At 74.4% G+C, this 25,182-nt stretch carries 23 protein-coding genes and 1 tRNA gene; 10 read left to right on the top strand and 14 right to left on the bottom strand.

Translation table 11 applies throughout. The features are described 5' to 3' along the window. The first annotated feature begins 45 nt into the window (after positions 1–45). From BM158_RS21855 to BM158_RS16225, 3 genes are read left to right on the top strand one after another with little or no spacing between them, the layout of a single operon-like run. On the top strand, positions 46–192 hold the full coding sequence (locus tag BM158_RS21855; protein WP_165628978.1) for a hypothetical protein: 147 nt from the start codon (positions 46–48) through the stop codon (positions 190–192). A gap of 21 nt (positions 193–213) precedes the next feature. After that, positions 214–2,235, top strand: coding sequence for an acetyl/propionyl/methylcrotonyl-CoA carboxylase subunit alpha (locus BM158_RS16220; RefSeq protein ID WP_091561661.1), 2,022 nt, complete (start codon positions 214–216; stop codon positions 2,233–2,235). 3 nt (positions 2,236–2,238) lie between these two features. Continuing rightward, the gene (locus tag BM158_RS16225; protein ID WP_229827840.1) at positions 2,239–3,399 is read left to right on the top strand and encodes an acyl-CoA dehydrogenase family protein; all 1,161 of its coding nucleotides are present in this window, start codon (positions 2,239–2,241) and stop codon (positions 3,397–3,399) included. Positions 3,400–3,540: 141 nt separating this feature from the next. On the opposite strand, the gene BM158_RS16230 is transcribed toward BM158_RS16225, so the two are convergent. The 6 genes from BM158_RS16230 to BM158_RS16255 form a co-directional block, all read right to left on the bottom strand. Further along, a complete protein-coding gene (locus BM158_RS16230; protein WP_091561664.1) occupies positions 3,541–4,551 on the bottom strand; it encodes an NADPH:quinone reductase in 1,011 nt (336 codons plus the stop codon). 149 nt (positions 4,552–4,700) lie between these two features. Then, positions 4,701–6,359, bottom strand: a complete 1,659-nt coding sequence (locus BM158_RS16235; protein WP_091561666.1) for a DUF885 domain-containing protein — start codon at positions 6,357–6,359, stop codon at positions 4,701–4,703. A gap of 34 nt (positions 6,360–6,393) precedes the next feature. Further along, positions 6,394–7,875, bottom strand: a complete 1,482-nt coding sequence (locus BM158_RS16240; protein WP_091561669.1) for a glycosyltransferase family 2 protein — start codon at positions 7,873–7,875, stop codon at positions 6,394–6,396. Then, on the bottom strand, positions 7,872–8,540 hold the full coding sequence (locus BM158_RS16245; RefSeq protein ID WP_131802068.1) for a hypothetical protein: 669 nt from the start codon (positions 8,538–8,540) through the stop codon (positions 7,872–7,874). Before BM158_RS16245 ends, BM158_RS16240 begins: the two co-directional genes overlap by 4 nt. Before the next feature lie 257 nt (positions 8,541–8,797). Next, positions 8,798–11,398, bottom strand: coding sequence for a bifunctional FO biosynthesis protein CofGH (locus BM158_RS16250; RefSeq protein ID WP_091561674.1), 2,601 nt, complete (start codon positions 11,396–11,398; stop codon positions 8,798–8,800). A gap of 17 nt (positions 11,399–11,415) precedes the next feature. Next, positions 11,416–11,934, bottom strand: a complete 519-nt coding sequence (locus BM158_RS16255; RefSeq protein WP_091561677.1) for a flavin reductase family protein — start codon at positions 11,932–11,934, stop codon at positions 11,416–11,418. A 34-nt stretch (positions 11,935–11,968) separates the two neighbouring features. Here BM158_RS16255 and BM158_RS16260 point away from each other — a divergent pair, with 34 nt between their 5' ends. Then, positions 11,969–13,387 (top strand): dihydrolipoyl dehydrogenase family protein, encoded by a 1,419-nt coding sequence (locus BM158_RS16260; protein WP_229827839.1) that lies wholly within the window; start codon positions 11,969–11,971, stop codon positions 13,385–13,387. Between the two features lies 1 nt (position 13,388). On the opposite strand, the gene BM158_RS16265 is transcribed toward BM158_RS16260, so the two are convergent. After that, complete coding sequence (locus BM158_RS16265; protein WP_091561685.1) at positions 13,389–14,174, bottom strand: transglutaminase-like domain-containing protein; 786 nt, start codon at positions 14,172–14,174, stop codon at positions 13,389–13,391. A 43-nt stretch (positions 14,175–14,217) separates the two neighbouring features. Between BM158_RS16265 and BM158_RS16270 the strand changes: the two genes are divergently transcribed. Then, positions 14,218–14,973, top strand: coding sequence for an SGNH/GDSL hydrolase family protein (locus BM158_RS16270; protein WP_229827838.1), 756 nt, complete (start codon positions 14,218–14,220; stop codon positions 14,971–14,973). A gap of 3 nt (positions 14,974–14,976) precedes the next feature. On the opposite strand, the gene BM158_RS16275 is transcribed toward BM158_RS16270, so the two are convergent. Beyond that, a complete protein-coding gene (locus BM158_RS16275; RefSeq protein WP_229827837.1) occupies positions 14,977–16,710 on the bottom strand; it encodes a putative bifunctional diguanylate cyclase/phosphodiesterase in 1,734 nt (577 codons plus the stop codon). 201 nt (positions 16,711–16,911) lie between these two features. Between BM158_RS16275 and BM158_RS16280 the strand changes: the two genes are divergently transcribed. Further along, positions 16,912–17,988 (top strand): alkene reductase, encoded by a 1,077-nt coding sequence (locus BM158_RS16280; RefSeq protein WP_091561693.1) that lies wholly within the window; start codon positions 16,912–16,914, stop codon positions 17,986–17,988. A gap of 107 nt (positions 17,989–18,095) precedes the next feature. Then, a complete protein-coding gene (locus BM158_RS16285; RefSeq protein WP_091561694.1) occupies positions 18,096–19,115 on the top strand; it encodes an LLM class flavin-dependent oxidoreductase in 1,020 nt (339 codons plus the stop codon). 43 nt (positions 19,116–19,158) lie between these two features. On the opposite strand, the gene BM158_RS21860 is transcribed toward BM158_RS16285, so the two are convergent. Then, entirely contained in the window at positions 19,159–19,458 is a 300-nt protein-coding gene (locus BM158_RS21860; protein ID WP_165628979.1) for a Fe-S cluster assembly protein HesB, read from the bottom strand. 167 nt (positions 19,459–19,625) lie between these two features. Then, positions 19,626–19,698: transfer RNA gene (locus BM158_RS16295), tRNA-Arg, on the bottom strand. A 173-nt stretch (positions 19,699–19,871) separates the two neighbouring features. Between BM158_RS16295 and BM158_RS16300 the strand changes: the two genes are divergently transcribed. Together BM158_RS16300 and ettA are read left to right on the top strand one after the other, a co-directional pair. Continuing rightward, the gene (locus tag BM158_RS16300) at positions 19,872–20,336 is read left to right on the top strand and encodes a single-stranded DNA-binding protein (RefSeq protein WP_165628981.1); all 465 of its coding nucleotides are present in this window, start codon (positions 19,872–19,874) and stop codon (positions 20,334–20,336) included. 152 nt (positions 20,337–20,488) lie between these two features. Further along, positions 20,489–22,159, top strand: coding sequence for an energy-dependent translational throttle protein EttA (ettA, locus tag BM158_RS16305; protein WP_091561700.1), 1,671 nt, complete (start codon positions 20,489–20,491; stop codon positions 22,157–22,159). Positions 22,160–22,265: 106 nt separating this feature from the next. Here ettA and BM158_RS16310 read toward each other — a convergent pair whose 3' ends face one another. After that, on the bottom strand, positions 22,266–22,679 hold the full coding sequence (locus tag BM158_RS16310; protein ID WP_091561703.1) for a protein-tyrosine phosphatase family protein: 414 nt from the start codon (positions 22,677–22,679) through the stop codon (positions 22,266–22,268). Positions 22,680–22,711: 32 nt separating this feature from the next. On the opposite strand from BM158_RS16310, the gene BM158_RS16315 reads away from it, so the two are divergent. Continuing rightward, positions 22,712–23,134 (top strand): acyl-CoA thioesterase, encoded by a 423-nt coding sequence (locus BM158_RS16315; RefSeq protein ID WP_091561705.1) that lies wholly within the window; start codon positions 22,712–22,714, stop codon positions 23,132–23,134. Here BM158_RS16315 and BM158_RS16320 read toward each other — a convergent pair. The 3 genes from BM158_RS16320 to BM158_RS16330 are packed head-to-tail and all read right to left on the bottom strand — an operon-like array spanning position 23,070 to position 25,062. Continuing rightward, positions 23,070–23,771: an energy-coupling factor transporter transmembrane component T family protein gene (locus BM158_RS16320; RefSeq protein ID WP_091561709.1), complete on the bottom strand. Its 702-nt coding sequence runs from the start codon at positions 23,769–23,771 to the stop codon at positions 23,070–23,072. The genes BM158_RS16315 and BM158_RS16320 overlap by 65 nt on opposite strands. Next, complete coding sequence (locus BM158_RS16325; RefSeq protein ID WP_191328736.1) at positions 23,768–24,502, bottom strand: energy-coupling factor ABC transporter ATP-binding protein; 735 nt, start codon at positions 24,500–24,502, stop codon at positions 23,768–23,770. The genes BM158_RS16320 and BM158_RS16325 overlap by 4 nt, the downstream gene beginning before the upstream one ends. After that, positions 24,499–25,062 (bottom strand): biotin transporter BioY, encoded by a 564-nt coding sequence (locus BM158_RS16330; RefSeq protein WP_091561713.1) that lies wholly within the window; start codon positions 25,060–25,062, stop codon positions 24,499–24,501. Before BM158_RS16330 ends, BM158_RS16325 begins: the two co-directional genes overlap by 4 nt. Between the last annotated feature and the right edge of the window lie 120 nt (positions 25,063–25,182).

The following is a 25,182-nucleotide window of genomic DNA, read 5'->3' on the forward strand; positions in this document are numbered from 1 at the left end:
GGTCCGTCCCTTCCCGCGCGAGGCAGGTATGGCTAACCTCACCGCATGGCCAAGCAGCGCATGCCGAAGAAGAAGTGCTGCGTCGACAAGCCGCGCTGCGGCCGCTGCCCCCTGCGCGCGCTCGCCGAGGGCACGCTGCCGCCGGGCTACACGGTCAAGAAGCGCCGGCTGGTCAAGCTCGCCAAGGCCTGACGCCGCGGCGGTGGCGGGCTGATGTTCAGCACCGTCCTGGTCGCCAACCGCGGCGAGATCGCGGTCCGCGTCATCCGCACGCTGCGCTCGATGGGCATCCGCTCGGTCGCCGTGCACAGCGAGGCCGACGCCGGCGCCCTGCACACCCGGGTCGCCGACCTCGCCGTCCCCATCGGGCCGGCCCCGGCCACCCAGAGCTACCTGTCGGTCGAGCGGGTGCTGGCCGCCTGCCGGGCCACCGGCGCGGAGGCCGTGCACCCCGGCTACGGCTTCCTGTCCGAGAACGTCGAGTTCGCCCGGGCGCTGGAGGCCGCGGGCATCGCCTTCATCGGCCCGCCGGTCGCCGCCATCGAGGCGATGGGCGACAAGATCCGGGCCAAGGCCACCGTCGCCGCGGCCGGCGTCCCCGTCGTCCCCGGGTCCTCGCAGCCGGGCATGGACGACGCCGCGGTGGCCGCGGCCGCGGTCGCCGCGGGGTTCCCGGTGCTGCTCAAGCCGTCGGCGGGCGGGGGCGGCAAGGGCATGCGGGTGGTGCGCGAGGAGTCCGAGCTGGCCGAGCAGATCGCCGGCGCCCGCCGCGAGGCCCGCTCCTCCTTCGGCGACGACACGCTGCTGGTCGAGCGGTACGTCGGCAACAGCCGGCACATCGAGGTGCAGGTCATGGCCGACACCCACGGCACCGTCGTCCACCTGGGCGAGCGCGAGTGCTCCCTGCAGCGGCGGCACCAGAAGGTCGTCGAGGAGGCCCCGTCGCCGCTGCTGTCGGCGCGGATGCGGGCCACCATGGGCCAGGCCGCCGTCGACGCCGCGGCCGCGGTCGGCTACACCGGCGCCGGCACGGTGGAGTTCATCGTGGACGCCGACAACCCGCGCGACTTCTTCTTCCTGGAGATGAACACCCGGCTGCAGGTCGAGCACCCGGTCACCGAGGCGGTCACCGGCCTGGACCTGGTCGAGCTGCAGGTGCGGGTGGCCGCGGGGGAGCAGCTGCCCTTCGAGCAGGCCGACGTCTCCCTGGACGGGCACGCCATCGAGGCCCGCGTGTACGCCGAGGACCCCGCCCGGGGCTTCCTGCCGCAGGCCGGCCGGGTCGTGTCGCTGACCGAGGCGTCCGGCGAGGGTGTCCGGGTGGACAGCTCGCTGGTCGAGGGCGGCGTCGTCGGCTCGGACTACGACCCGATGCTGGCCAAGGTGATCGCCTGGGGGCCGACCCGGGAGACCGCGCGGGGCCGGCTGGTCGCCGCGCTGGGCCGCACCGCCGTCCTGGGCGTCACCACCAACGTGCCCTTCCTGCGGGCGCTGCTCACCGACCCCGACGTCGTCGCCGGCGACCTGGACACCGGGCTGATCGAGCGGCGCGGCGAGCAGCTGACCCGCGCCGAGGACCCGCCGCCCGGGGCGTACGCCGCCGCGGCGCTGGCGCTGCTGCTGGACGACGAGCCGACCGGGACGGGCGGGGTCCGGGGGCAGGGTGGGGCGACGGTCGTCGACCCGTGGACGGTGCCCGGCGGCTGGCGGGTCGGCGAGCACGCCTGGACCACCCGCACGCTCGTCGTCCCGGGGGGCGACCCGGTGCCGGTGCGCACCCGCGGCCGCGCCGCCGACGGCGAGGTCCGCGTCGGCGAGGGTGCGCCGCAGCGGGCCCGCGCGTGGCGGGACGGCGACCGCCTCGCGGTGGCGCTGGACGACGTGACCACGTGGTACGCCGCGGCCCGCGACGGGTCGACGGTGCACCTGGGGATCGAGGGCTTCGCGGCGGCGTTCCGGCTGGTCGAGCGGGCGACGGGTGCGGGAGCGGCCGCGGCGGGCGACGGGGTGGTGACCGCCCCCATGCCGGGGACGGTGACGCTCGTGCGCGCCGCGGTCGGCGACGAGGTGGTGGCGGGGACCCCGCTGCTGGTCGTCGAGGCGATGAAGATGGAGCACGTGCTGACCGCGCCGGTCGACGGCGTCGTCACCGAGCTCCCCGTGACCGCCGGCCACCAGGTCCGGCTGGACGAGCAGGTGGCCGTGGTGACCCCACGGGCGACCGAGGGGGACTGAGCGATGGTGCTGGACTACCGGCTGGACACCGAGACCGAGGCCTTGCGGACGATGGTCCGCGAGTTCGCCAACGAGGTGGTGCGCCCGCAGATCGGGGCGTTCTACGAGGCCGACGAGTTCCCGACGGCCATCGTGCGCCAGATGGGCGAGCTCGGGCTGTTCGGGCTGCCCTTCCCCGAGGAGCACGGCGGCTCCGGCGGGGACTACTTCACCCTCTGCGTGGCGCTGGAGGAGCTGGCCCGCGTCGACTCCTCGGTCGCCATCACGCTGGAGGCCGGGGTGTCGCTGGGCGCGATGCCGATCTTCCGGTTCGGCACCGAGGAGCAGAAGAAGGAGTGGCTGCCCCGGCTGTGCGCCGGCGAGGCGCTGGGTGCCTTCGGGCTCACCGAGGCCGGCGGCGGCTCGGACGCCGGGTCCACCCGGACGACGGCGCGCCTGGAGGACGGGCACTGGGTCATCAACGGGTCCAAGGCCTTCATCACCAACTCCGGCACCGACCTCACCGAGCTGGTCACGGTCACCGCGGTCACCGGCACCAAGCCCGACGGCGGCAAGGAGATCTCGGCGATCATCGTGCCGTCGGGGACGCCCGGGTTCACCGTGGGTCAGCGGTACTCGAAGGTCGGCTGGAACGCCTCGGACACCCGCGAGCTGAGCTTCACCGACGTCCGGGTGCCCGAGGAGAACCTGGTGGGGGAGCGGGGCCGCGGCTACGCCCAGTTCTTGTCCATCCTCGACGAGGGCCGCATCGCCATCGCCGCGCTCGCCGTCGGGCTGGCGCAGGGCTGCGTGGACGAGAGCGTGGCGTACGCCGCGCAGCGGGAGGCCTTCGGGACGCCGATCGGCCGCAACCAGGCCATCCAGTTCATGATCGCCGACATGGAGGTCCGGGCCTCCACCGCGCGGCTGGCCTACTACCGCGCCGCGGAGAAGATGCTGCGCGGCGAGCCGTTCAAGCGCGAGGCCGCGATCGCCAAGCTGTACAGCTCGGAGATGGCCATGGAGAACGCCCGCTACGCCACCCAGGTGCACGGCGGGTACGGGTTCATGAACGAGTTCCCGGTGGCCCGCTTCTACCGGGACGCGAAGATCCTGGAGATCGGCGAGGGCACCAGCGAGGTGCAGCGGATGCTCATCGCCCGCTCCCTCGGCGTCGGCGCCTGACCCCCCTCCTGCGCAGCGTCGATCAGGGGGGTTGATCGACGTCCGTCCTCCTGCAGGAGATCTGGTGCAGGAGGACGGACTCCGGTGCAGGAGGACCCGCCGCGGGGACGCCTGCCCCGCGCCCCCGCGGCGGACCTGGCTCTAGGCGGTGACGTCGACGAGCACCTTGCCGACGGCGGCGTCCTGCACAGCCTGGTGCGCGGCCGCCGTCGCGTCCAGCGGGTAGGTGTGCAGTGGCAGCCCGGCGTCCTCGCCGACCCGGATCGCGCCGGCGGCCAGCGCGGTGGTGATGTCGGCGACCGCCTGCGCCTTGGCCTCGGCCGGCGCGGTGTAGACCAGCACGAACTGGAACCGGGTGTTCAGCGCCATGAAGGCCCGGGTGGGCGCGCTGAACTCGGGGCCGCCGTCGTCGGCGTAGATCGCGATCGAGGCGTGCTGCGCGACGACCTCGGTGTCGACCTCCGCGTTGGCCCGGATGGACACCTCGACCACCGCCTGCACGCCGTCCGGGGCGATCTCGCGGACCCGCGCGGCGACGTCCTCCTTCTTGTAGTCCACGACGTGCTGGGCGCCGGCCGCCCGGGCCAGCGCGGCCTTCTCCGGCGAGCTGACGGTGGTGACGACCGTGGCGCCGGCCCAGCGGGCGAGCTGGATCGCGGCGTTCCCCACCGCGCCCGCGCCGCCCTGCACCAGCACGGTGCGGCCGGCCAGCGCGCCGGGCTCCAGCCGCCGGGGCAGGTGCTCGGCGACGGTGAGGCAGCGGTGCGCGGTCATGAACGGGATGCCCAGGGCCGCGCCGAGCTCGAACGGGTGGTCACCGAGCGGCACGGCCTGCTCGGCCCGGACGACGGTGTGCTCGGCCGCGGTGCCCCAGCGCCGCTCCCAGGCCGCCTCCCACACCCACACCCGCTCGCCGACCCGCGCGGGGTCCACGCCCTCGCCGACCGCGTCCACGGTGCCCGCGCCGTCCTGGTTCGGGGTCTGCGGCTCGTCGCCGGGGGCGGCGGTGCTGCGCCGCTTCCAGTCGGTCGGGTTCACCCCCGAGAAGGCGAGCGCGACGCGCACCTCACCCGGGCCGGGCTCGGGGACCGGCTGGTCGGTCAGCTGCAGGACCTCGGGGCCGCCGGACTCGCGGTAGGTGATCGCGCGCACGGGGTCTGCCTACCCGGTCGCACCCGTCCCCGCATCCCCGGACGACGGCCCCGTCTCCCTGGTGATCATCGTCAGGTGCAGCTCGGACACGCCGGGGCCCGCGTGTCGCCACCTGCGGATGCCCATGATCAATCGCAGGTGGGTAGGGGCTAGAGGCGGTCGAGCTCGTCGGCGAGGGGGCCCAGGCCCAGCGGGCCGAGGTCGAGGACGGCGCGGTGCCACTCCTTCAGGTCGAACGAGGCGCCGTGCCGGGCGCGGGCGGACTCGCGGCCGGCGAGGAACACCCGCTCGCCCACCTTGTAGACCGGTGCCTGACCGGGCCAGCCGAGGTAGCGGTGCAGCTCGTCGACCAGCATCTGGTCCTCCATCGACACGTGGTCGCGGAGGAACTGCAGGGCCACCTCGTAGCTCCACCGGTCGGCGTCGACGCCGTGGCCGGCCGGGATCGGCAGGTCCAGGTGCACGCCGATGTCGAGCACCACGCGGGCGGCGCGCAGCTCCTGGGCGTCGAGCATGCCCAGCCGGTCGCCGGCGTCGTCGAGGAAGCCCAGCTCGCCCATCAGCCGCTCGGAGTACAGCGCCCAGCCCTCGGCGTGCGCGGAGCAGGCCAGCAGCACCCGCTGCCAGCGGTTCAGCGCGGCCCGGTTGTGCACCGTCCAGCCGATCTGCAGGTGGTGGCCCGGCACGCCCTCGTGGAAGACGGTGGTGGTCTCGCGCCAGGTGGTCATGTCGTCCACGCCGTCGGGCAGCGACCACCACATGCGGCCGGGACGGCTGAAGTCCTCGGTCGGGCCGGAGTAGTAGACGCCGGCACCCGACGTCGGGGTCAGCCGGCCCTCGATGCGCCGGACGGGCCCGGGGACGTCGAAGTGCACGCCGTCCAGCGCGGCGACGGCCCGGTCGGCGGTGTCCTGCAGCCACTGCTGCAGCGCGGCGCGCCCGCGGACCTGGCGGGCCGGGTCGGCGTCCAGCACGGCCATCGCGCCGGCGACGCCCTGCCCGGGCGCGATGGTCTCGGCGACGGCGGCCTTCTCGGCGACGACGCGGGCCAGCTCGGTCCAGCCCCAGGCGTAGGTCTCCTCGAGGTCCAGGTCGGCGCCGGTGTGGAACCGCGACTCCAGCGCGTACCGCTCCCGGCCCACCGCGTCCGCCGCGGGCGCACGGGGGAGCAGGGACCGCTCGACGTGGTCGGCGAAGCGCAGGAACGCGTCGTGCGCGCCGTCGGCGGCCGGGACCAGGCGGTCGGCCAGCTCGGCGGGGGCGCCGGCGACGAAGGTGGTGAAGAAGCCAGGGACGTGCGGGGTGCCGGCCCACCGGCGGGCCAGCGCCGCGGCGAGCCGCACCTGCCGCGCGGCGGCCACCCTGCCGGCACCGGCCGCGGCGTCCAGCCCGGCGAGGTAGCCGTCGACGGCCTCCGGCAGGGCCTCGAGCCGGGCGGCGATCGTCGTCCAGTCCTCGACGGTGTCCACGGCCATGTAGTCGAACGTCTCGCGGAAGGCCTGCAGCGGGCACTCGATGGAGTTCAGGTCGGCGTCGACCCACCCGGCGTCGTGCCGGGCCAGCTCGGCCGAGAGCCGCTCCACCATCGCCGCGCGGGCGACCTCCTCGCGGTGGTCGACCGGCGCGGTGGCCTCGACCTGGGCGACCGTGCGGCGCAGCAGGTCGGCGACCGCGGCGTTGCCGGCCGGGGAGTGGTCGGGCCACCGGTGGTCGTGGCCGCGGACGCCGATGTAGGTCGCCGTGGTGGGGACGGCGGCGGCGTACTCCTCGACGAAGCGGTCGGCCAGCTGCTCGAGCGCGGTGGTCACCGGCCCACCGTAGGGGTGGGCCGGTGACCGGCGGTCAGACGGTGAAGCCGCGCTGGCGACGGACCAGCTTCTTGATCATGAACAGCGTCTGCAGCACGGTGATCAGGTAGAGCACCGGCCAGCCGATGGACAGGATCGCCGACTGCACGCCCACGCTCTGCTGGCTCCAGGCGAAGATCAGCACGAGGAACGTGGCGACCGCGCAGATCAGCGGCATCACGTACTGCGAGCCACGGCCGCGCTCGGCGGCGGCCTGGGCGGCCCAGTTGTCCTTGTCCGACCGGGCGAAGAACTGCACCCACGCCGTCACGAAGTGCCCCATCCGGATCCACATGTACAGCTCGGCGGGGGCCACCAGCAGTGCGTAGAAGAAGTCCGACGCGCTCTTGTCGTGCATGGAGGTCGCGATCCGCAGGTTGAGCAGGGTGGCGACCGCCGGCGGGATCAGCCAGACCGGGTTGAACACGAACGCGTCGATGGACAGCGCGGCCGACAGCAGCAGCAGGAAGGCCATGCGGGTGGTGATGTTGAAGACCATCGAGATGTTCTCGTACCACCGCAGCCGGAGGTTCGGGTGCATCGGCTGGCCCTTGGTGTCCCCGCGCTGGCCGGGCCAGAGCAGGTCGATGCCGCCGAAGTTCCACTTGACCTGCTGGCCGTGCAGCGCGCGCAGCGTGGTCATCGGACCCACGAACGCCCGGGCCCGGGCGCTGATCTTGGTGCTGAAGCCGGCGTCCTTGATCTGCAGCGAGAGCTTGGAGTCCTCGACCTCCGAGTCGCGCACCCACGGCGCGGACTGGTGGTTCATGTACATGACCCGTTCCAGCGCGCGGACGCTGAACAGCGAGCACTGCCCGCCCAGCACCGCCATGTTCCGGCCGCGGACCAGGTTGTCCATGTTGAACCCGGCGAACTGCGCCCGCTGGCCGGCGACCAGGAACTTCGCCATGGGACCTGCGACCGCGCCCTTGTCGAAGGTGTAGATCGCCGACAGACCACCGATGCGCTGGTCGGTGACCATCTCCTTCTCCAGCCACTCGACGCATCGGCGCTCCAGCGTGGTGTCGCCGTCGACGCCCAGGATGTAGTCGTAGCCGCGGCTGACGTAGTAGCCGAAGTTGAGCGCGCCGACCTTCTTGTCGGGGTTCTCGCCGATGTCGTGCACGTAGACGCGGGTCGTGTAGGTCTCGCCCTTGACCACCCGCTGGTGCTCGCCGACGTACGGCGCCACCACCTCGGGGGTGTCGTCGTCGGTGTTGTTGATGACCACGTGCACGGCGTCCGGTGGCCGGGTCTGGGTGAGGATCGAGGTGAGGACGGCGCCGATCGTCGACTCCTCGTTGTAGGCCGGGATGACGCAGCTGATGGTGGCGTGCCTGCGCTGCTCGTCGGAGTGCCGGCCGCCGAACTCCGCCGGCACCAGCAGGCTGATGTCGGGGACGGCGTCGCCGCTGCGGGCGAGCAGGTTGACGCGGTCGGTCGACCGGCGCATGTGGTTGACGACGAGCTCGGTCACCGGTCGGTCTCCTGGGTCAGCAGCGGCAGCTCGAGGGTGTCGATGACGGTCTGCCGGTAGTAGCGGTCGGTGTTGCGTCCGGTCTCGACGAGCAGGTCGAACTGGACGGTGACGGTGACGGCGTCCACCGCCGGGTCGGTGGGGGGCAGCTCGACGGCGGTCCCGTAGGTGAAGGGCGGCTGCAGGGCGAACTCGCCGCGGTCGTCGACGACGGTGGTGCGGGTGGTGCCGTCGTCGAGGACGGCGGAGAACCGGGTGACCAGCACCTCGATGCTGGTGGCGGTGGCCTCCTCGCCCTCCAGGTGCGCGGACAGCTGGATCGACTTGGTGTCGGCCGGCGTCCAGTCGACCGCCTGCTGGGTGGTCCAGTAGTCGATGACCAGGTCGCGGTCGCCGGCCGGCTGCACGTGGGTGACGGAGCCGGCGTCCAGGTCGCCCGACGGGCGGTCGGCGGTCGCGGCGGCCGGCTCGGCGGCGGACGTCGCGGACGTCGCGGTGGGTGCGGACGTGCTCGACGCGGTCGCGGAGGCGCCCTGGACGTCGGGGCTCATGCTGACGTCGGGCAGCCAGCAGCCGCTGAGCAGGGTGAGCGAGAGGGGTAGGGCCACCAGCCCGGCGAGGGCCCGGGTGGCGTGGGGGTCGGGTCGGCGGGATGCTCTCCGCACGCGTGCGTCTCCTTCGGCGACGGCGGGTGCCGTGTCAGGGAACGGGGGCGCACCGGTCTCGACGTCCCCGGACGTGCGGGAGCTGCGCTGCCACGTCCACACGTCGCGGAGACGATGTGACTCAGCGTCACCGCTGTCAATGGGGTCCCGCGCGCCTCGACGGCGCCGTCGCTCAGCGCTGTCGAGTGGTGCTGCAGCGTTCAACTACGACGCGGTGCCAACCAAATCGGTGACGCTGAGTAGTGGAGCGGTGTCGGTCAGACCGGGGTGATCTGCAGGGTGAGCGCGCGGCGGCCGGCGTCGGAGCGGGCGGTGGCCAGCCGTTCGGCGCTCGGCGTCCCGTAGTCGGTGGTGCGCTGCCGGGCCGGGCGGCCGATGGCCGCGGCCATCGCCTCGAGCTCGGCGATGGTCTTCAGCGAGCCGTTCTCGCTGCCGGCCATCCGGCTGATGGTCTCCTCCATCAGCGTGCCGCCGAGGTCGTCCGCGCCGCCCTGCAGGACCACCTGGGTGCCGGCGTCGCCGAGCTTGACCCACGAGGTCTGGATGTGGGGGATGCGCCCGTGCAGCAGCAGCCGGGCGACGGCGTGCACCGCCCGGTTCTCCCGCGTCGTCGGGCCGGGACGGGCGACGCCGGCGAGGTAGACCGGCGAGTTGTGGTGCACGAAGGGCAGCAGCACGAACTCCCGGAACCCGCCGGTGCGGTCCTGCAGCGCGGCCAGGGTGCGCAGGTGGCCGACCCAGTGGTGCGGGGCGTCGACGTGGCCGTACATCATCGTCGAGGTCGAGGGGATGCCGACCTCGTGCGCGGTGGCCACGATCTCCAGCCAGGTCGCGGTCGGCAGCTTGCCCTTGGTGAGCACCCAGCGGACGTCGTCGTCGAGGATCTCCGCGGCCGTGCCGGGGATGGAGTCCAGCCCGGCCTCCTTGGCCGCGAGCAGGAACTCCCGGAACGACAGGCCGGTGCGCGCGGCCCCGTTGACGATCTCCATCGGCGAGTAGGCGTGCAGGTGGATGCCGGGCTGCCGCCGCTTCACCTCGCGGGCCAGGTCGAGGTAGGCGGTGCCGGGCAGGTCGGGGTGGATGCCGCCCTGCATGCAGATCTCGGTGGCCCCGCCGGCCCAGGCCTCGTCGACCCGGTCGCCGACCTGCTCCAGGGACAGGGTGTAGGCGTCGGCGTCGGTGCGCCGCTGGGCGAAGGCGCAGAACCGGCAGCCGGTGTAGCAGACGTTGGTGAAGTTGATGTTCCGGTTCACCACGTAGGTGACGTCGTCGCCCACGGTGTCCCGGCGGACGGCGTCGGCCAGCGCGGCCAGCGCCTCGAGGTCGGTGCCGTCGGCGCCGAGGAGGGCCAGGTACTGCGCGTCGGTGAGGCCGGCGGGGTCGGCCTCGGCGCGGGCGAGGGCGGCGTGCACCTCACGGTCGCCGGTGGGCAGCGCCGTGGACCCCGCCTCCCGCGCACCGGTGGTCCGGGTGCGCAGCTCGGACCAGTCGCCGTAGACGGCGTCGAAGTCGCTGCGCCGGTCGCTGCTGCGGCCCTCGGTGTCGATGGCGGTGTGCAGGTCGACCCGCCCGGAGGACCCCCAGGTCTCGTCCGGCTCCTGCCACGGCAGACCGGTCGGCGTGCGGCCCTCGAGGGCCAGCCCGTCGGGCCCGGCCAGGGCCGACACGTGCGGTCGCACCCGGGGGTCCAGCCACGGCTCGGGCTGCACCACGTACGGCGGCTGGGCGGCCAGTCGCTCGCGCAGGGTGAACCCGGCCTCGGCGGTGAGCGCGGCCAGGGTGTCGATGTGCGGCCACGGCCGCTCGGGGTTGACGTGGTCCGGCGTCAGCGGGGAGACCCCGCCCCAGTCGTCGACGCCGGCCCGCAGCAGCAGCCCCAGCTCGGCCCGGTCGGTGAGGTTCGGCGGCGCCTGCACCCGGTGCCTCGGCCCGAGCAGCAGGCGGGTGACGGCCACCGCGGCCAGGTAGGTCTGCAGCCCCAGGTCCTCGGTGGCGGCCATCGCCGTCCGCCGCTTGGCCCGGAAGTTCTGCACGATCACCTCCTGCACGTGCCCGTGCCGCTGCGCGGACTCCCGGATGCGCAGCACGGCGTCCACCCGCTCCGCGGGGGTCTCGCCGATGCCCAGCAGCACGCCGGTGGTGAAGGGGACGGCGGAGCGGCCGGCGTCCTCCAGCACCCGCAGCCGGACGGCGGGGTCCTTGTCCGGCGAGCCGAAGTGGGGGCCGCCGGGCTCGCTGAACAGCCGGGTCGCCGTGGTCTCCAGCATCATGCCCATCGACGCCGACACCGGCTTGAGGCGCTGGATCTCCTCCCAGGACAGGACGCCGGGGTTGAGGTGCGGCAGCAGCCCGGTCTCCTCCAGCACCCGGACCGCCATCGCCCGCAGGTAGCCCAGCGTGGACTCGTAGCCGTGCGCCTCCAGCCACTCCGCCGCCACCGGCCAGCGGTCCTCGGGCCGGTCGCCCAGGGTGAACAGCGCCTCCTTGCAACCCAGCGCGGCGCCGTCGCGGGCGACCTGCAGCACCTCGTCGGGGGACAGGAAGGGGGCCTTGCCCTCGGCGCGCAGCTGCCCGGGCGTGGTGACGAACGTGCAGTAGTGGCAGCGGTCCCGGCACAGGTGGGTCAGCGGGATGAACACCTTGCGGCTGTAGGTGACCACCCCGGCCCGGCCGGCCGAGGCCAGGCCCGCGTCGCGCACCCGGCCCGCCGCGGTGAGCAACCGGTCCAGCGGCTCGCCCTCGCCCAGACCGCGGGCGGACAGCAGCACCTCGGCCTCCACCGCGTCGAGGGTGCTGCCGCGCTCGGCGCGGACCAGGGCCCGGCGGACGGCGGACTCGGAGAACGGTGCGTCGGTCATCGACGCCCAGTGAACCCCTACGAGCGGCGGAAGGTGCGGCCGGTGCCGTCGGTCCAGCGACCGCGCAGGCGCAGCAGGGGCTCCCGGGTCTCCTCGAGCACCGGGACGGCGAGCACCTCCAGCAGCACCACGGTGTGGTCGCCGGCCTCGACCAGCCGGTCGACCCGGCAGTCCAGCGCCGCCACCCCGCGCTCCAGCACGATGCCGCCGCTGTGCTCGGCCCGCCGCCAGGGAACCGTCTCCAGCAGGTGCCGCGCGCTGGGCCGGCCGGCGGAGGCGAACCGGCTGGCCACGATCTCGTGCTCGGCGGCCAGGAAGGTCAGCGCGCCCGAGCCGACGCCCGCCAGCACCTCCAGCGGGTAGCCGTCGGTGGTCAGCGCCAGGGCCACCAGCGGCGGGTCGGCCGAGACGCTCATGACCGAGGTGACCGTCGTCCCCACGTCGTCGATGTCGTCGCGCACGCACAGCAGCGCGACCCCGGCCGCGTACTGGCGCAGGGCGGCGCTGAAATCCCACGAGGCGGACTCGACCGGCATGCGGCCAGTCGACCACACCACGAGACTGGCGCAGGTGAGCGCAGAGCAGACCTTCGACGTGATCGTGATCGGGGCCGGCTCGACCGGCGAGAACGTGGCCGACATCGTGGTGCGGGGCGGCCTGAGCGCCGCGCTGGTGGAGAGCGAGCTGGTCGGCGGCGAGTGCTCCTACTGGGCCTGCATGCCCAGCAAGGCGCTGCTGCGCGGCACCGAGGTGCTCGAGGAGGCCCGCGCGGTGTCCGGCGCCGCCGCGGCCGTCACCGGCGGGCAGGACGTCCGGGCCACCCTCGAGCGGCGGAACTCCTTCACCAGCAACTGGGACGACTCCGGTCAGGCGCAGTGGGTCGACGGCGCCGGCATCACCCTGGTCCGTGGCGAGGGCCGCCTGGACGGCGAGAAGCGGGTCGTCGTCCGCGCCGCCGACGGCACCGAGACCGTGCTGACCGCGAACCACGCGGTGGCGGTGTGCACCGGCTCGGCGGCCGCGGTCCCGCCCCTGGAGGGCATCGACTCCGTCGACGTCTGGACCGCCCGCGAGGCGACCAGCGCCCAGGAGGCCCCCGGCCGGCTGGTGATCCTGGGCGGCGGCGTGGTCGGCGTGGAGATGGCCACCGCCTGGTCGGCGCTGGGCTCGCAGGTCACCCTGCTGCAGCGCGGCGACCGGCTGCTGGCCGGCCAGGAGCCCGAGGCCGGCGACCTGGTCGCGGAGTCGCTGCGCGGGCGCGGGGTCGACGTCCGGCTGGGCACGTCGGTCTCGGCGGTGCGCAGGGACGGTGACGACGTCGTCGTGGTCACCGACGCCGGCGAGGTGCGCGGCGACCGCTTCCTCGTCGCCGCCGGCCGCCGGGCACGCACCGAGGGCATCGGCGTGGAGACCGTGGGGCTGACCGCGGGGGAGTACCTCGACGTCGACGACTCGCTGCGGGTGCGCGGGGTCGACTGGCTCTACGGCATCGGCGACGTCAACGGCCGCCGGCAGCTCACCCACATGGGCAAGTACCAGGCACGGCAGGGCGGTGCGGCGATCGTGGCCCGGGCGAAGGGTGACCAGGTCTCGCTGGCCGACTGGTCGCCGTTCGTGGCCACCGCCGACAGCGCGGCCACCCCGCAGGTCACCTTCTCCACCCCGCAGGTCGCCTCGGTCGGCATCACCGCCGCGCAGGCGCAGGAGCAGGGCCTGCCGCACACCGTCGTCCGCTACGAGCTGGGGAGCGTGGCCGGGGCGGCCCTGTTCGCCGACGGCTACACCGGGAAGGCCGTCGCCGTCGTCGACACCGAGCGCGACGTCCTGCTCGGGGTCACCTTCGTCGGGCCGGGGGTCTCGGAGATGCTGCAGGCGGCCACCATCGCCGTGGTCGGCGAGGTGCCGATCAGCCGGCTCTGGCACGCCGTCCCGGCCTACCCGACGATGAACGAGGTCTGGCTGCGCCTGCTGGAGACCTACCGGGGCTGACTCAGGGCAGGGGGAACGGCTCGTCGGAGGGGGCGGGGAGGTCGCCGTCCACCGTGGCGGTGACCGACATCCGGCCCAGCGTCGCCCGGCCGCCGAACAGAGACAGGAACGCCGTGTCGGCGGCGTCGCGGCCGTGGCAGATCCGCACCAGGGACGACGTCGGGGCCAGCCGGGTCGGGTCGACGGTCTTCCACACGCCGTCGACGTCGGCCTCCACGACGGCGTGGAAGTCCATCGGCGCCAGGCCCGGCGCGTAGACCGCGACGAGCCGGGCCGGCACCTCCAGCGCACGCAGCAGCATCACCGTCAGGTGCGTGTAGTCCCGGCACACGCCCGACCCGGCCAGCAGCGTGTCGATGGCGGTGTCCACCGGGCGGCTGGCCCCGGCGACGTAGACCAGCCGGTCGGTCACCCACTGGGCGACCTGCCGCACCAGCTCGCCCCGGTCGATCTCCTGGTCGAACTCGCGGGCGGCGTAGCCCTCCACCTGGTCGGAGGGGCAGTACCGGGAGGGCCGCACGTACTCGGCGCGGTCGGCCGCGGTCACCTCCAGCGGGCTGCCGCCGGACTGCACGCTGGCGGTGTAGGCGATCGACGTCTCGCCGGCGGCCAGCTCGACCTCGTGCACCCGGGCGCCGAGGACCTGGGTCTCCAGCGGGGTGCGCGGCGTGCCCCCCGACACGATCGTGAGCTCCTCGGTGTCCGGTGCCGCCACGGCGACCTGCAGCAGCGCGCGGGCGGGGACCGGGCTGGACACGGTCAGGGTGCAGGCGACGTCGGTGCGCATGGGTGCCGATCATCCCGGGTGGGGCGGGGGAGAGGATGCACCGGTGGCGTGGCAGCGGTTCGTGGCGGTCGGGGACTCCTTCACCGAGGGCGTGGGCGACCCCGGGCCCGACGGCGGGCTGGTCGGGTGGGCCGACCGGCTGGCCGCGCTGCTGTCGGCCGCGCAGGGCGGGGTGGAGTACGCCAACCTCGCCGTCCGGGGTCGGCTGCTCGGCCAGGTCGTCGACGAGCAGCTCCCCGCGGCCCTCGCACTGGCGCCGGACCTGGTCAGCGTGGTGGCCGGCGGCAACGACCTGCTGCGGCCCGGTGCCGACCCCGACGCGCTCGCCGCGGTGATGGAGGACGCCGTCGTCCGCCTCCGCGCCGGCGGCGCCGACGTGCTGCTGGCCACCGGGGTGGACCCCCGGGCCACGCCGCTGATCGGCCGGACCCGCGGCCGGTCGGCCACCTACAACGCCCACCTGTGGTCCATCGCGGCCCGGCACGGCGCGCACGTGCTCGACCAGTGGGGCGCAGCGTGGGTGCAGGACGCCCGGATGTGGGACGTCGACCGGCTGCACCTGGCGCCGGAGGGGCACCGGCGCACCGCCTTGGCCGCCGCGGCCGCCCTGGGCCTGTCCGTCGACCCGGCGTGGGCGGTGCCGCTGGACCCGGCGCCCCCGCTGGCCCGCCGCGAGCGGGTGGCCGGCGAGGTGGCGTGGGTGCGGTCCTTCGTCGTCCCCTGGGTCGGCCGGCGGCTGCGCGGCCGCTCCTCGGGGGACGGCCGGACGGCGAAGCGCCCCGTGCCGACCCCCGTCTGAGGATCAGACCGAGGCGGCCTCGGGCGTGGCCGGCAGCGGGGCGGGCCGGCCGAAGGCGTAGCCCTGGGCCATCGTGCAGCCGTGCTCGCGCAGCCAGGTGGCCTGGTCCTCGTCCTCGATGCCCTCCGCGATGACCTCCAGGCCCATGCCCTGGCCCAGCTGCAGCAGGCCCTGCACCAGCGCGGCGGTCGAGGGCTCGGTGACCACGTCGGCGACGAAGGACCGGTCGATCTTCACCGTGTGGATGGGCAGCCGGTGCAGCGCGGTGATCGCGGAGTAGCCGGTGCCGAAGTCGTCCAGGGCGAGGGTGACGCCGCTGGCGGTCACCTCCGACACCGAGCGCAGGGTCGCCTCGGCGGCGAACAGCGCGGTGGACTCGGTGATCTCCAGCTCCAGCCGGCCGGACTCCAGCCCGGACTCCTCCAGCGCCGCGGCGACCAGCTCGGAGAAGCCGGGCTCGGCCAGGTGCCGGGCGGAGATGTTCACGTGCACCCGCAGGCCGGGGTCCCAGCCCGCCGCGTCGGTGCAGGCCTGGCGCAGCACCCAGGCGCCGAGCTTGGAGGTCAGCCGGTTGTTCTCCGCGGCCTCGAGGAAGGCGCCGGGCGGCAGCAGCCCGCGGGTGGGGTGCTGCCAGCGGATGAGCGCCTCGTAGCCCAGCAGCGTCTCGTCCGACAGCGCCACGATGGGTTGGTAGAACAGCCGCAGCTCGCCGGCGTCCACGGCGTGCCGCAGGTCGCTCTCCAGCTGCAGCTGGTCGACGTCGCCGTCGGCGAGGGCCTCGTCGTGCACCTCGACCCGGCCGCGGCCGCCGCCGGCCTTGGCGCGGGTGAGCGCACCGTGCGCCTGCTTGAGCAGCGCGTCGGGTGCGGCGTCCAGGCCGAGGGTCAGGCCCATGCTGGCCGACAGCACGATCTCGCGGTCGTTGACGTGGAAGGGGTCGTCGAGCACCCGCATCAGCCGCTCGGCGAGCGTGCGCAGGCCCTCGATGTCGTCGACCTCCTCGGCGAGCACCAGGAACTCGTCGGCACCCAGCCGGACGGCGGTGTCCTCGACCCGGGTGGACCAGCGCAGCCGGTCGGCGACCTGGCACAGCAGCTGGTCGCCGGCCTCGTGGCCGAGGGAGTCGTTGACCGCCTTGAACCGGTCCAGGTCCAGGTAGACCAGCCCGACCGGTCCGCCGCGGCGGCGGGAGAGGTTCAGCGCGTGCTGCAGCCGGTCGGTGAGCGAGCGCCGGTTGGGCAGCCCGGTCAGCGGGTCGGTGAGCGCCCGGCGGACCAGGTCCTCCTCGGCGCGCCGCCGGTCGGTGACGTCGACCAGGGACAGGACGACGAAGTGCGGGTCGCCGTTGGTGCGGAACACCAGCTCCCGGGCCTGCTGCACCCAGATGGTGCTGCCGTCCGCGCGCCGCAGCCGGCGCTCGCCGAGCACCTCCAGGTGCGGGTCGAGGGGGGTGGCGCCGGGCACCGCGGTGCCGGGCTCCCCGGTCAGCGGGATGTCGTCGGGGTGGGCGAGCAGGTCCAGGTGGCGGCCGATGAGCTCCTCGGCGGTGCGCCCGGTCAGGGCGCACAGCGCGGGGTTCACCACGAGCAGCCGGCCCTCGACGTCGACGACGGCCTTGCCGATCGGGGCAGAGAGGAACAGTGCCCGGAACAGCTGCCCGCGGTCGGCGAGCAGGGTGTCGACCGCCCGCGGCCCGGTGGGGGAGCCCGACGGACCGGGCACGGCGGAGAGGCTCACCGGCACACTGTGGCGCATCGGGCGGGTTCCGTGGTGCAGGTTCCCCGGGTGCGTCGCGACCGAGCCGCCGTGTTCCGTCACTGTCTGTGCTGTGAGTGACCCTCTGTGGCAGATGTGGTGCTCGGGGTGCGGCGCCGTGGTGTGGCACGGCTCGCACCGTGTGGCCGGAATCGTCGGGCCGCCGGGGCCGCTGCCCCCGGCATGGATCTGTTCTCCCCCGTGCAGCTCGGCGACCTCGAGCTCGCCAACCGTGTCGTGATGGCCCCGCTGACCCGCATGCGCTCCGGCGCCGAGGGCGTCCCCGGCGACCTGGTCGTCGAGCACTACGCCCAGCGCGCCGGCCTCGGCCTGATCATCACCGAGGGCACCTACCCCAGCCACGAGTCGCGGTCCTACCCCGGCCAGCCCGGCATCGTCACCGACGAGCAGGCCGCCGGCTGGGCCCGGGTGGCCGACGCCGTGCACGCCCGCGGCGGCAAGGTGTTCATGCAGGTCATGAACGGCGGCCGGGTCTCCCACACCGCGATCACCGGCACCGAGCGGATCGTCGCGCCCTCGGCGATCGCCGTCCCCGGCGAGGCGCACACGCCCCAGGGGAAGCTGCCCTACCCGGTGCCGCACGCGCTGACCACCGAGGAGGCCGTCGCGGTCAAGGCCGAGTTCGTCGCCGCGGCCCGCCGGGCGGTGGACGCAGGCCTGGACGGCGTGGAGCTGCACGCGGCCAACGGCTACCTGCTGCACGAGTTCCTCGGCGCGGACTCCAACACCCGCACCGACGTCTACGGCGGCAGCCCGGAGGCCCGGGCGCGCTTCGTCGTCGAGGTCGTCACCGAGGTGGTCGCCGAGGTCGGCGCCGGCCGGGTCGGCGTCCGCATCTCTCCCCAGCACGGCGTGCAGGGCATCCAGGAGGCCGACACCGCCGACGTCGAGGCCACCTACGGCGCGCTCGTCGACGCCGTCGCCCCGCTGGGCCTGGCCTACCTCTCGGTGCTGCACCGCGAGCCCGCGGGCGAGCTGGTGCAGGACCTGCGCCGCCGCTTCGGCGGGACCTTCATGGTCAACACCGGGTTCGCCACCCCGACCGAGCGCGACGAGGCGATCTCCTACGTCGCCGACGGCCTGGCCGACGTCGTCGCCGTGGGCCGGGCGGTCATCGCCAACCCCGACCTGGTCGAGCGCTGGGTGGGTGGCCACCCGGAGAACACCCCGGACGCCTCGACGTTCTACGGCCCGGGCGCGAAGGGGTACGTCGACTACCCGACGCTCGCGCAGGTCTGACCCACCTCGCCGGGGCCCGGTCGCACACCGTGCGGCCGGGCCCCGGTGCTGTACGGGAACACGCCCAGATGGTTGAGTGTTCAAGCGGGTGGATCGAGGAGGTCAGCATGGACAAGAAGATCGGTTTCCTGAGCTTCGGGAACTGGAACCCCGGCCACGGCTCGCAGGTGCGCACCGGCCGCGAGGCGCTGGTGCAGAGCGTCGAGCTGGCGGTCGCCGCCGAGGAGCTCGGCCTGGACGGGGCGTTCTTCCGGGTGCACCACTTCGCCCGGCAGCTGGCCGCACCGTTCCCGCTGCTGGCCGCCGTCGCCGCCCGCACCTCGCGGATCGAGATCGGCACCGGCGTCATCGACATGCGCTACGAGAACCCGCTGTACATGGCGGAGGAGGCGGCCATCACCGACCTGCTCTCCGACGGCCGGCTGCAGCTGGGCATCAGCCGGGGGTCACCGGAGACCGCGCTGCGCGGCGCGTCGGCGTTCGGCTACCGCTTCGACGACGACGGCGGCGCGATGGCCCGGCAGCACACCGAGCTGTTCCGCGCCGCGATCGACGGCGCCGGGGTGGCCGACGCCGACCCGCGGATGACCGGCGGCGTCACCGGCCGGCTGGGCATCCAGCCGCGGTCCGAGGGGCTCGCGGACCGCATCTGGTGGGGGTCGGGCACCCGCGACACGGCGGTGTGGACCGGCCAGCAGGGCATGAACCTGATGAGCTCCACGCTGCTCACCGAGGACACCGGCATCCCCTTCGACGAGCTGCAGGCCGAGCAGATCGCCCGCTTCCGCGCCGCGTTCGCCGACGCCGGCTGGGACCGCGAGCCCCGCGTCTCGGTCAGCCGCAGCGTCATGCCGGTGACCACCGACGAGGACCGGATGTACTTCGGTGACCGGTCCGGCGAGGACCAGGTCGGCATCCTGGACGGCATGCGGTCGCGGTTCGGCAAGACCTACGCCGGCCCGCCGGACCAGCTGGCCGAGGAGCTGGCCAAGGACGCCGCGGTCCGCGAGGCCGACACCCTGCTGCTCACGGTCCCGAACATGCTGGGCGTGGACTACAACGCCCGGCTGCTGGAGACCGTCGTCCGCGAGGTCGCCCCCGCCATCGGCTGGACGCGCACGCACTGACCACGACGGTGCGGGGACCCCGGCCGGGGTCCCCGCACCCGTGTCAGGGCTGCTCGCGCAGCCCGAACTGCAGCCGGCCCTCGCCGTCGGCGCCGGCGTCCAGGGTCCTGCCGGACGGCGCAGCCGAGGCCGTGCCGTCCAGGAAGACGCGCGCGCCGCGGCCGTCCGCGCCGGGTGCCTCGACCACGTCGTCGGCGGGCTCCGGGGCGGCCGCCAGGGCCAGCTCCAGCGCGGGGCCGGGCTCGGCGGAGTCGCTGATCCGCAGGCCCGCGTCGGCGGGTGCCTGCGCGCCCTCCACCAGGGTCGCGATGGCGGTGGCGGCGTTCTCGGTCAGGGTGAGCACGGGGGTCTCCTCGTCGTCCGGTCGGTCGTGCGGGACGACCCGACCGTGCCAGCCGCCCGGGGGGTCCGTCGAACCGCGACCGGCCGCGCGCGACCGACGTCGGGCAGGTGGGGCGGCCGCCACGCCTGCTCCGGCGGAGGTGCGCCCGGGCGTGTCCCCGGGATGGGTGCGCCCGGCAGGAATCGAACCTGCGACCAAGGGATTAGAAGGCCCCTGCTCTATCCGCTGAGCTACGGGCGCCCGGCGGCGCCGATCATCCCATCCGCCCTACCGGGTCCGGCGGCACCGTGCTCGCCGCCGTCCACATCCGGGGTGCCCGTCCACAGATCCGCGCGGACCGCCCCGCAGGGCGGGTCGGGGGACGACGGTCGCGGTGCCCGGCAACCGTGGCCGGCCCACCCAGGAGGAGCACCGTGAGCAGCACCCAGATCACCGTCGTCGGCAACGTCGTCGACTCGCCCGTCCGCCGCCGCGCCGGGAACGGGGAGGTGACGAAGTTCCGGCTCGCCGCCACTGACCGCCGCCTCGACGCGGCGACCGGCCAGTGGGTCGACGGCGACACCTTCTTCGTCGACGTCGACTCCTGGAACGTGCTCGGCGGCCACGTGTCCTCGTGCGTGGTCAAGGGCGACCCGGTCGTCGTGGTCGGCCGCATCACCACCTCGGAGTACGAGGTCGAGGGCGCCAAGCGCAGCCGCACGGTCATCAAGGCGACCACCGTCGGCCACGACCTCAGCCGGGGCAGCGCGGTCTTCAAGCGCACCCCGCGCGCGGTCGTCGAGGTCCCCGCCGGCGGGGCCGGGGACCTGCTCGACCCGCCGCCGGCCGACGACGCCGTGCCCGAGGACGCCGCGATGGCCGAGGTCGCCCCGTTCTGACCCGCGTGCGCCGGGGCCGGGCGAACCGGCCGGTCCCGGCGCCCACGGGCTTGCCCGGGGCTGGGAGACTGGCGTGCAGGCGTGTCGCGGCGACCGGGTGTTGCCCCCGCCGACCAGCCCAGCTCGATCCCCGAAGACGACGGAAGGCTCCCGTGGCCCAGTACATCTACTCCATGGTGCGTGCGCGCAAGGCGCACGGCGACAAGGTCATCCTCGACGACGTCACCCTGGCGTTCCTGCCCGGCGCCAAGATCGGCGTCGTCGGCCCCAACGGCGCCGGCAAGTCGACCGTCCTGAAGATCATGGCCGGTCTGGAGCACGCCTCCAACGGCGACACCGTGCTCGCCCCCGACGCCACCGTCGGGATGCTGCAGCAGGAGCCGCCGCTGAACGAGGAGCTCGACGTGCGCGGCAACGTCGAGGAGGCCGTCAAGGACCTCCGCGCGGCGCTGACCCGCTTCGAGGAGGTCAGCGCGGCCATGGGCGAGCCCGACGCCGACTTCGACTCCCTCCTCGCCGAGCAGGGCGAGCTCATGGAGGTCATCGAGAACGGCGACGGCTGGGAGCTCGACAACCGCATCGAGCAGGCCATGGACGCGCTGCGCTGCCCGCCCGGCGACGCCGACGTGAAGGTGCTCTCCGGCGGTGAGCGCCGCCGCGTGGCGCTGTGCAAGCTGCTGCTCGAGGCCCCCGACCTGCTGCTGCTCGACGAGCCCACCAACCACCTCGACGCCGAGTCGGTGGCCTGGCTGGAGGCGCACCTGGAGAAGTACGCCGGCACCGTCGTCGCCGTCACCCACGACCGGTACTTCCTGGACAACGTGGCCCAGTGGATCCTCGAGCTCGACCGCGGCCGGGCCTACCCCTACGAGGGCAACTACTCCACCTACCTGGAGACCAAGGCCGCCCGCCTGAAGGTCGAGGGCGCGAAGGACGCCAAGCGCGCCAAGCGCCTCAAGGACGAGCTGGAGTGGGTGCGCTCGGGCGCCAAGGCCCGCCAGGCCAAGAGCAAGGCCCGCCTGGCCCGCTACGAGGAGATGGCCGCGGAGGCCGACAAGTTCCGCAAGCTCGACTTCGAGGAGATCCAGATCCCGCCGGGCCCCCGGCTGGGCAACGTGGTCATCGAGACCGAGAAGCTGGTCAAGGGGTTCGGCGACCGCATCCTCATCGACGGGCTGACCTTCTCCCTGCCCCGCAACGGCATCGTCGGCGTCGTCGGGCCCAACGGCGTCGGCAAGACCACGCTGTTCAAGATGCTGGTCGACCAGGAGGAGCCCGACGGCGGCGAGATCAAGGTCGGCGAGACGGTCAAGATCAGCTACGTCGAGCAGAACCGCAGCGGCATCGACCCGGCCAAGAGCCTCTGGGAGGTCGTCTCCGACGGCCTCGACCACATCAAGGTCGGCAACGTGGAGATGCCCTCCCGCGCCTACGTGTCGGCGTTCGGGTTCAAGGGCCCGGACCAGCAGAAGAAGGCCGGCGTCCTCTCCGGCGGTGAGCGCAACCGGCTGAACCTGGCCCTGACGCTCAAGCAGGGCGGCAACCTGCTGCTGCTCGACGAGCCCACCAACGACCTGGACACCGAGACGCTCACCAGCCTGGAGAGCGCGCTGCTGGAGTTCCCCGGCTGCGCCGTCGTGGTCAGCCACGACCGGTGGTTCCTCGACCGGGTGGCCACCCACATCCTCGCCTACGAGGGCGACTCGAAGTGGTTCTGGTTCGAGGGCAACTTCGAGGACTACGAGAAGAACAAGGTCGAGCGGCTCGGCCCCGACGCGGCACGTCCGCACCGGGCCACCTACCGCAAGCTCACCCGCGACTGAGGAAGGACCCCGCCGCACCCCACCACGCGCTCCGCGCGCGGCGGGCCCCTGCGGCGGGGCCGTTCCAGCCCCTCACCATCCGGCACCGGGGGCGCCCCCTCCGCGTTCAGCGGGTCCAGCGGGTGACGAACCGGCGCTGCGCCGGCGTCTCGACCGCCCGCGGCCGGTAGTGGGCCCGCACCCAGGCCACCGCGTGCCCGGGAGGGACGCCGTCGAGCACGGCGAGGCAGGCCAGCGCGGTTCCGGTGCGCCCCGTGCCGCCCGCGCACGCCAGCTCCACCCGCTCGCTGCCGGCCCGGTCCAGCAGCTCGCCCAGCGCCGCGCGCAGGTCGTCGGGGGAGCGGGGCAGCCGGAAGTCCGGCCACGCCACCCACCGGTGCGGCCACGGCACCGGACGGTCGCGCCCCAGCAGCACCAGCCCGTGGTCGGGGGCGGGCAGGTCCTGCCGCAGCCCCCGGCCGCGCACCCGCCGGCCCGAGGGCAGCTCGACCACGCCCGGGGCGCCCACCGGCCAGGTCACGGCGTCACCGTAGGCCGGTACGGTGCGGCCCCGTGAGGTTCACGGTGCAGGTCCCGATGCGCTGGTCGGACATGGACGCCTACCAGCACGTCAACAACGTGGCGTTCCTCGGCTACTTCGAGACCGCCCGCGTGGCGCTGTTCTTCGACCAGCCCACCCACGACGAGAGGACCGGCATGCGCCGGGGCCTGGTCGTGCACTCCCACCAGATCGCCTACCGCCGCCCGGTCGTCTACGACGCCGAGCCGCTCACCGTGCAGATCTGGGTCTCCGGCGTCCGTGCGGCCTCCCTGACCTGCCACTACGAGCTGTTCGACCACGGGGTGCTGGCCGTCACCGGCAGCACCGTGCTGGTGCCCTTCGACTTCGCCCTCGAGCGCCCCCGGCGCATCACGGCCGAGGAGAAGGAGTTCCTGGCCCGCTGGCACGACGACGAGGGGGACGGCGCCGCCTGACGGGCTCGGCCGGGGCGTCGGCACCGCGGGCGTCCAGCGCCTCGGCGAGGGTGTGCGCCAGAACCAGCAGCTGCACCAGCAGGGGCACCGCCGTGCGGGCCAGCGCGCGGGGACCCCGGGTGGCCCCGCCCCGCGCCGCCTGCGCCTCCCGGATGCGAGCGGCCCGCTCGCCCAGCACCGGCACGAACCGCAGCGCCAGCGCCACGAGCAGCCCGATGCGGGCCGGCCGGACGCCGAGCACCCGCAGCGGTGCGCACACCGTCTCCACCACCGCGACCATCTCCGAGACCCGGCAGGTGGCGGTGACGACCGCGGCGGCCAGCACCAGCACCAGCAGCCGGACGACGGTCAGGCCGCCCTCGACGAGGCCGACCCGCCACCCCTCGACCAGCACGCGCACGACGAGCACCGCCGCCAGGAACCACACGACCGCACGGGCCTGGGCCACCAGCACCGCGGCGGGCAGCCGGGCCACGCCCAGGCCGACCACCAGGACCAGGGCCAGACCGCCCAGCACGACCGGCCAGGACGACAGCACGAACAGCAGCACGCTGCCCGCGGCGAGGACGAGCAGCTCCAGCCAGGCCGGCGCGCGGTGCACGGGGCTGGCGCGCGGCACGTACAGGGCCAGCGTCACGTCCGGGCGGCCATCAGCTCGCGGTAGTGGGCCAGCGCCGGGGCGGGCGCGTCGTCGGCGACCACCGTGCCGCCGTCCACGACGAGCACCCGGTCGAAGTCGGCGAGCAGGTCCAGGTCGTGGCTGACCACGAGCACCTGCTCCTCCAGCGACGCGACCAGCCGGGCCACCCGGCGGGTGTTCACCAGGTCCAGCAGGGTGGTGGGCTCGTCGAAGACCACCCGGGCCGGGCGCATCACCAGCACCCCGGCGATGGCCAGCAGCTGCTTCTGCCCACCCGAGAGCAGGTGCGCGGGGTGGTCGGCGTGCCCGGCCAGGCCGAAGCGCTCCAGCGCGACCCGTACCCGCTCGTCCCGCTCGGCGGCCGGCACGCCCTGGTTGACCAGCCCGAAGGCGACGTCCTCGGCGACCGTGGGGTGCACGATCTGGGCGTCGGGGTCCTGGAACACGAACCCCACCCGGCGGCGGACGGCGCTCAGCTGCGTGGCGGTCGACAGCCCGTCGACGAGCACCTCGCCCTCCGACGGCAGCACCAGGCCGTTGAGCAGCCGGGCGAAGGTCGACTTGCCCGAGCCGTTGGCGCCGACCACGCCGATGCGCGGCTCGGTCAGCACCAGGTCCAGGTCGTGCAGCACCGCACGCTGGGCGTAGGCGTGGCCCACGCCGCGCAGCTCGATGCCCCGGGCGGGGTCGGCGACCGCCGCGGCTGCGGCCGACCGCCGTCCCCTCACGGGGCGGTGACCGCCCGGCGCGGGCGCTCGATGACCGGGTAGGCCCGGCGCACCTGGACGGCGACCACGGAGGCGATGACGACCTTGACGGCGTCGCCGACCAGGAAGGGGGCCGCGCCGGTGCTCAGCGCGACACCGGGGGAGAGGTCCAGGACGAGGGCCAGCACGGGCACGCCGACGGCGTAGACCACGAGGATGCCGCCGACGACGTTCGCCAGCACCGCCCACGCCAGGTTGTAGCGGCCCCAGGTCCACTCCGTGATCGCACCGGTCACCGCGGCGGCGAACGGCCAGGCGAGGAGGTAGCCGGCGGTCGGGCCGGCGAAGACCGCCAGACCCCCACCGCCGCCGGGCAGCACCGGCAGGCCGACCGCGACCAGCACGAGGAACAGGGCGAGGGCCAGGAAGCCCCGGCGGGCACCGAGGACCGAGCCGGCCAGCATGACGCCCAGCGTCTGGGCGGTGATCGGCACCGGCCCCACGTTGATCGCCGGGACGAGCCCGAGGACGGCGGTGAGGGCGGCGAACAGCGCGACGTAGGCGAGGTCGCGGGTCTTCATGGGGTCCTCCGGCGTGCAGCGGCGTCGACCGCGGAAGGTAGCCGGTGCACCACCGGTCCCTCGTCGCGGGCCTCGCGGCGGCCCGACCTGGGGGTTACCCAGCTGGGTTGCCCGAGCGCG

Origin of the sequence: Klenkia taihuensis, from assembly GCF_900112525.1 — a bacterium.
Lineage (GTDB): Bacteria > Actinomycetota > Actinomycetes > Mycobacteriales > Geodermatophilaceae > Klenkia > Klenkia taihuensis.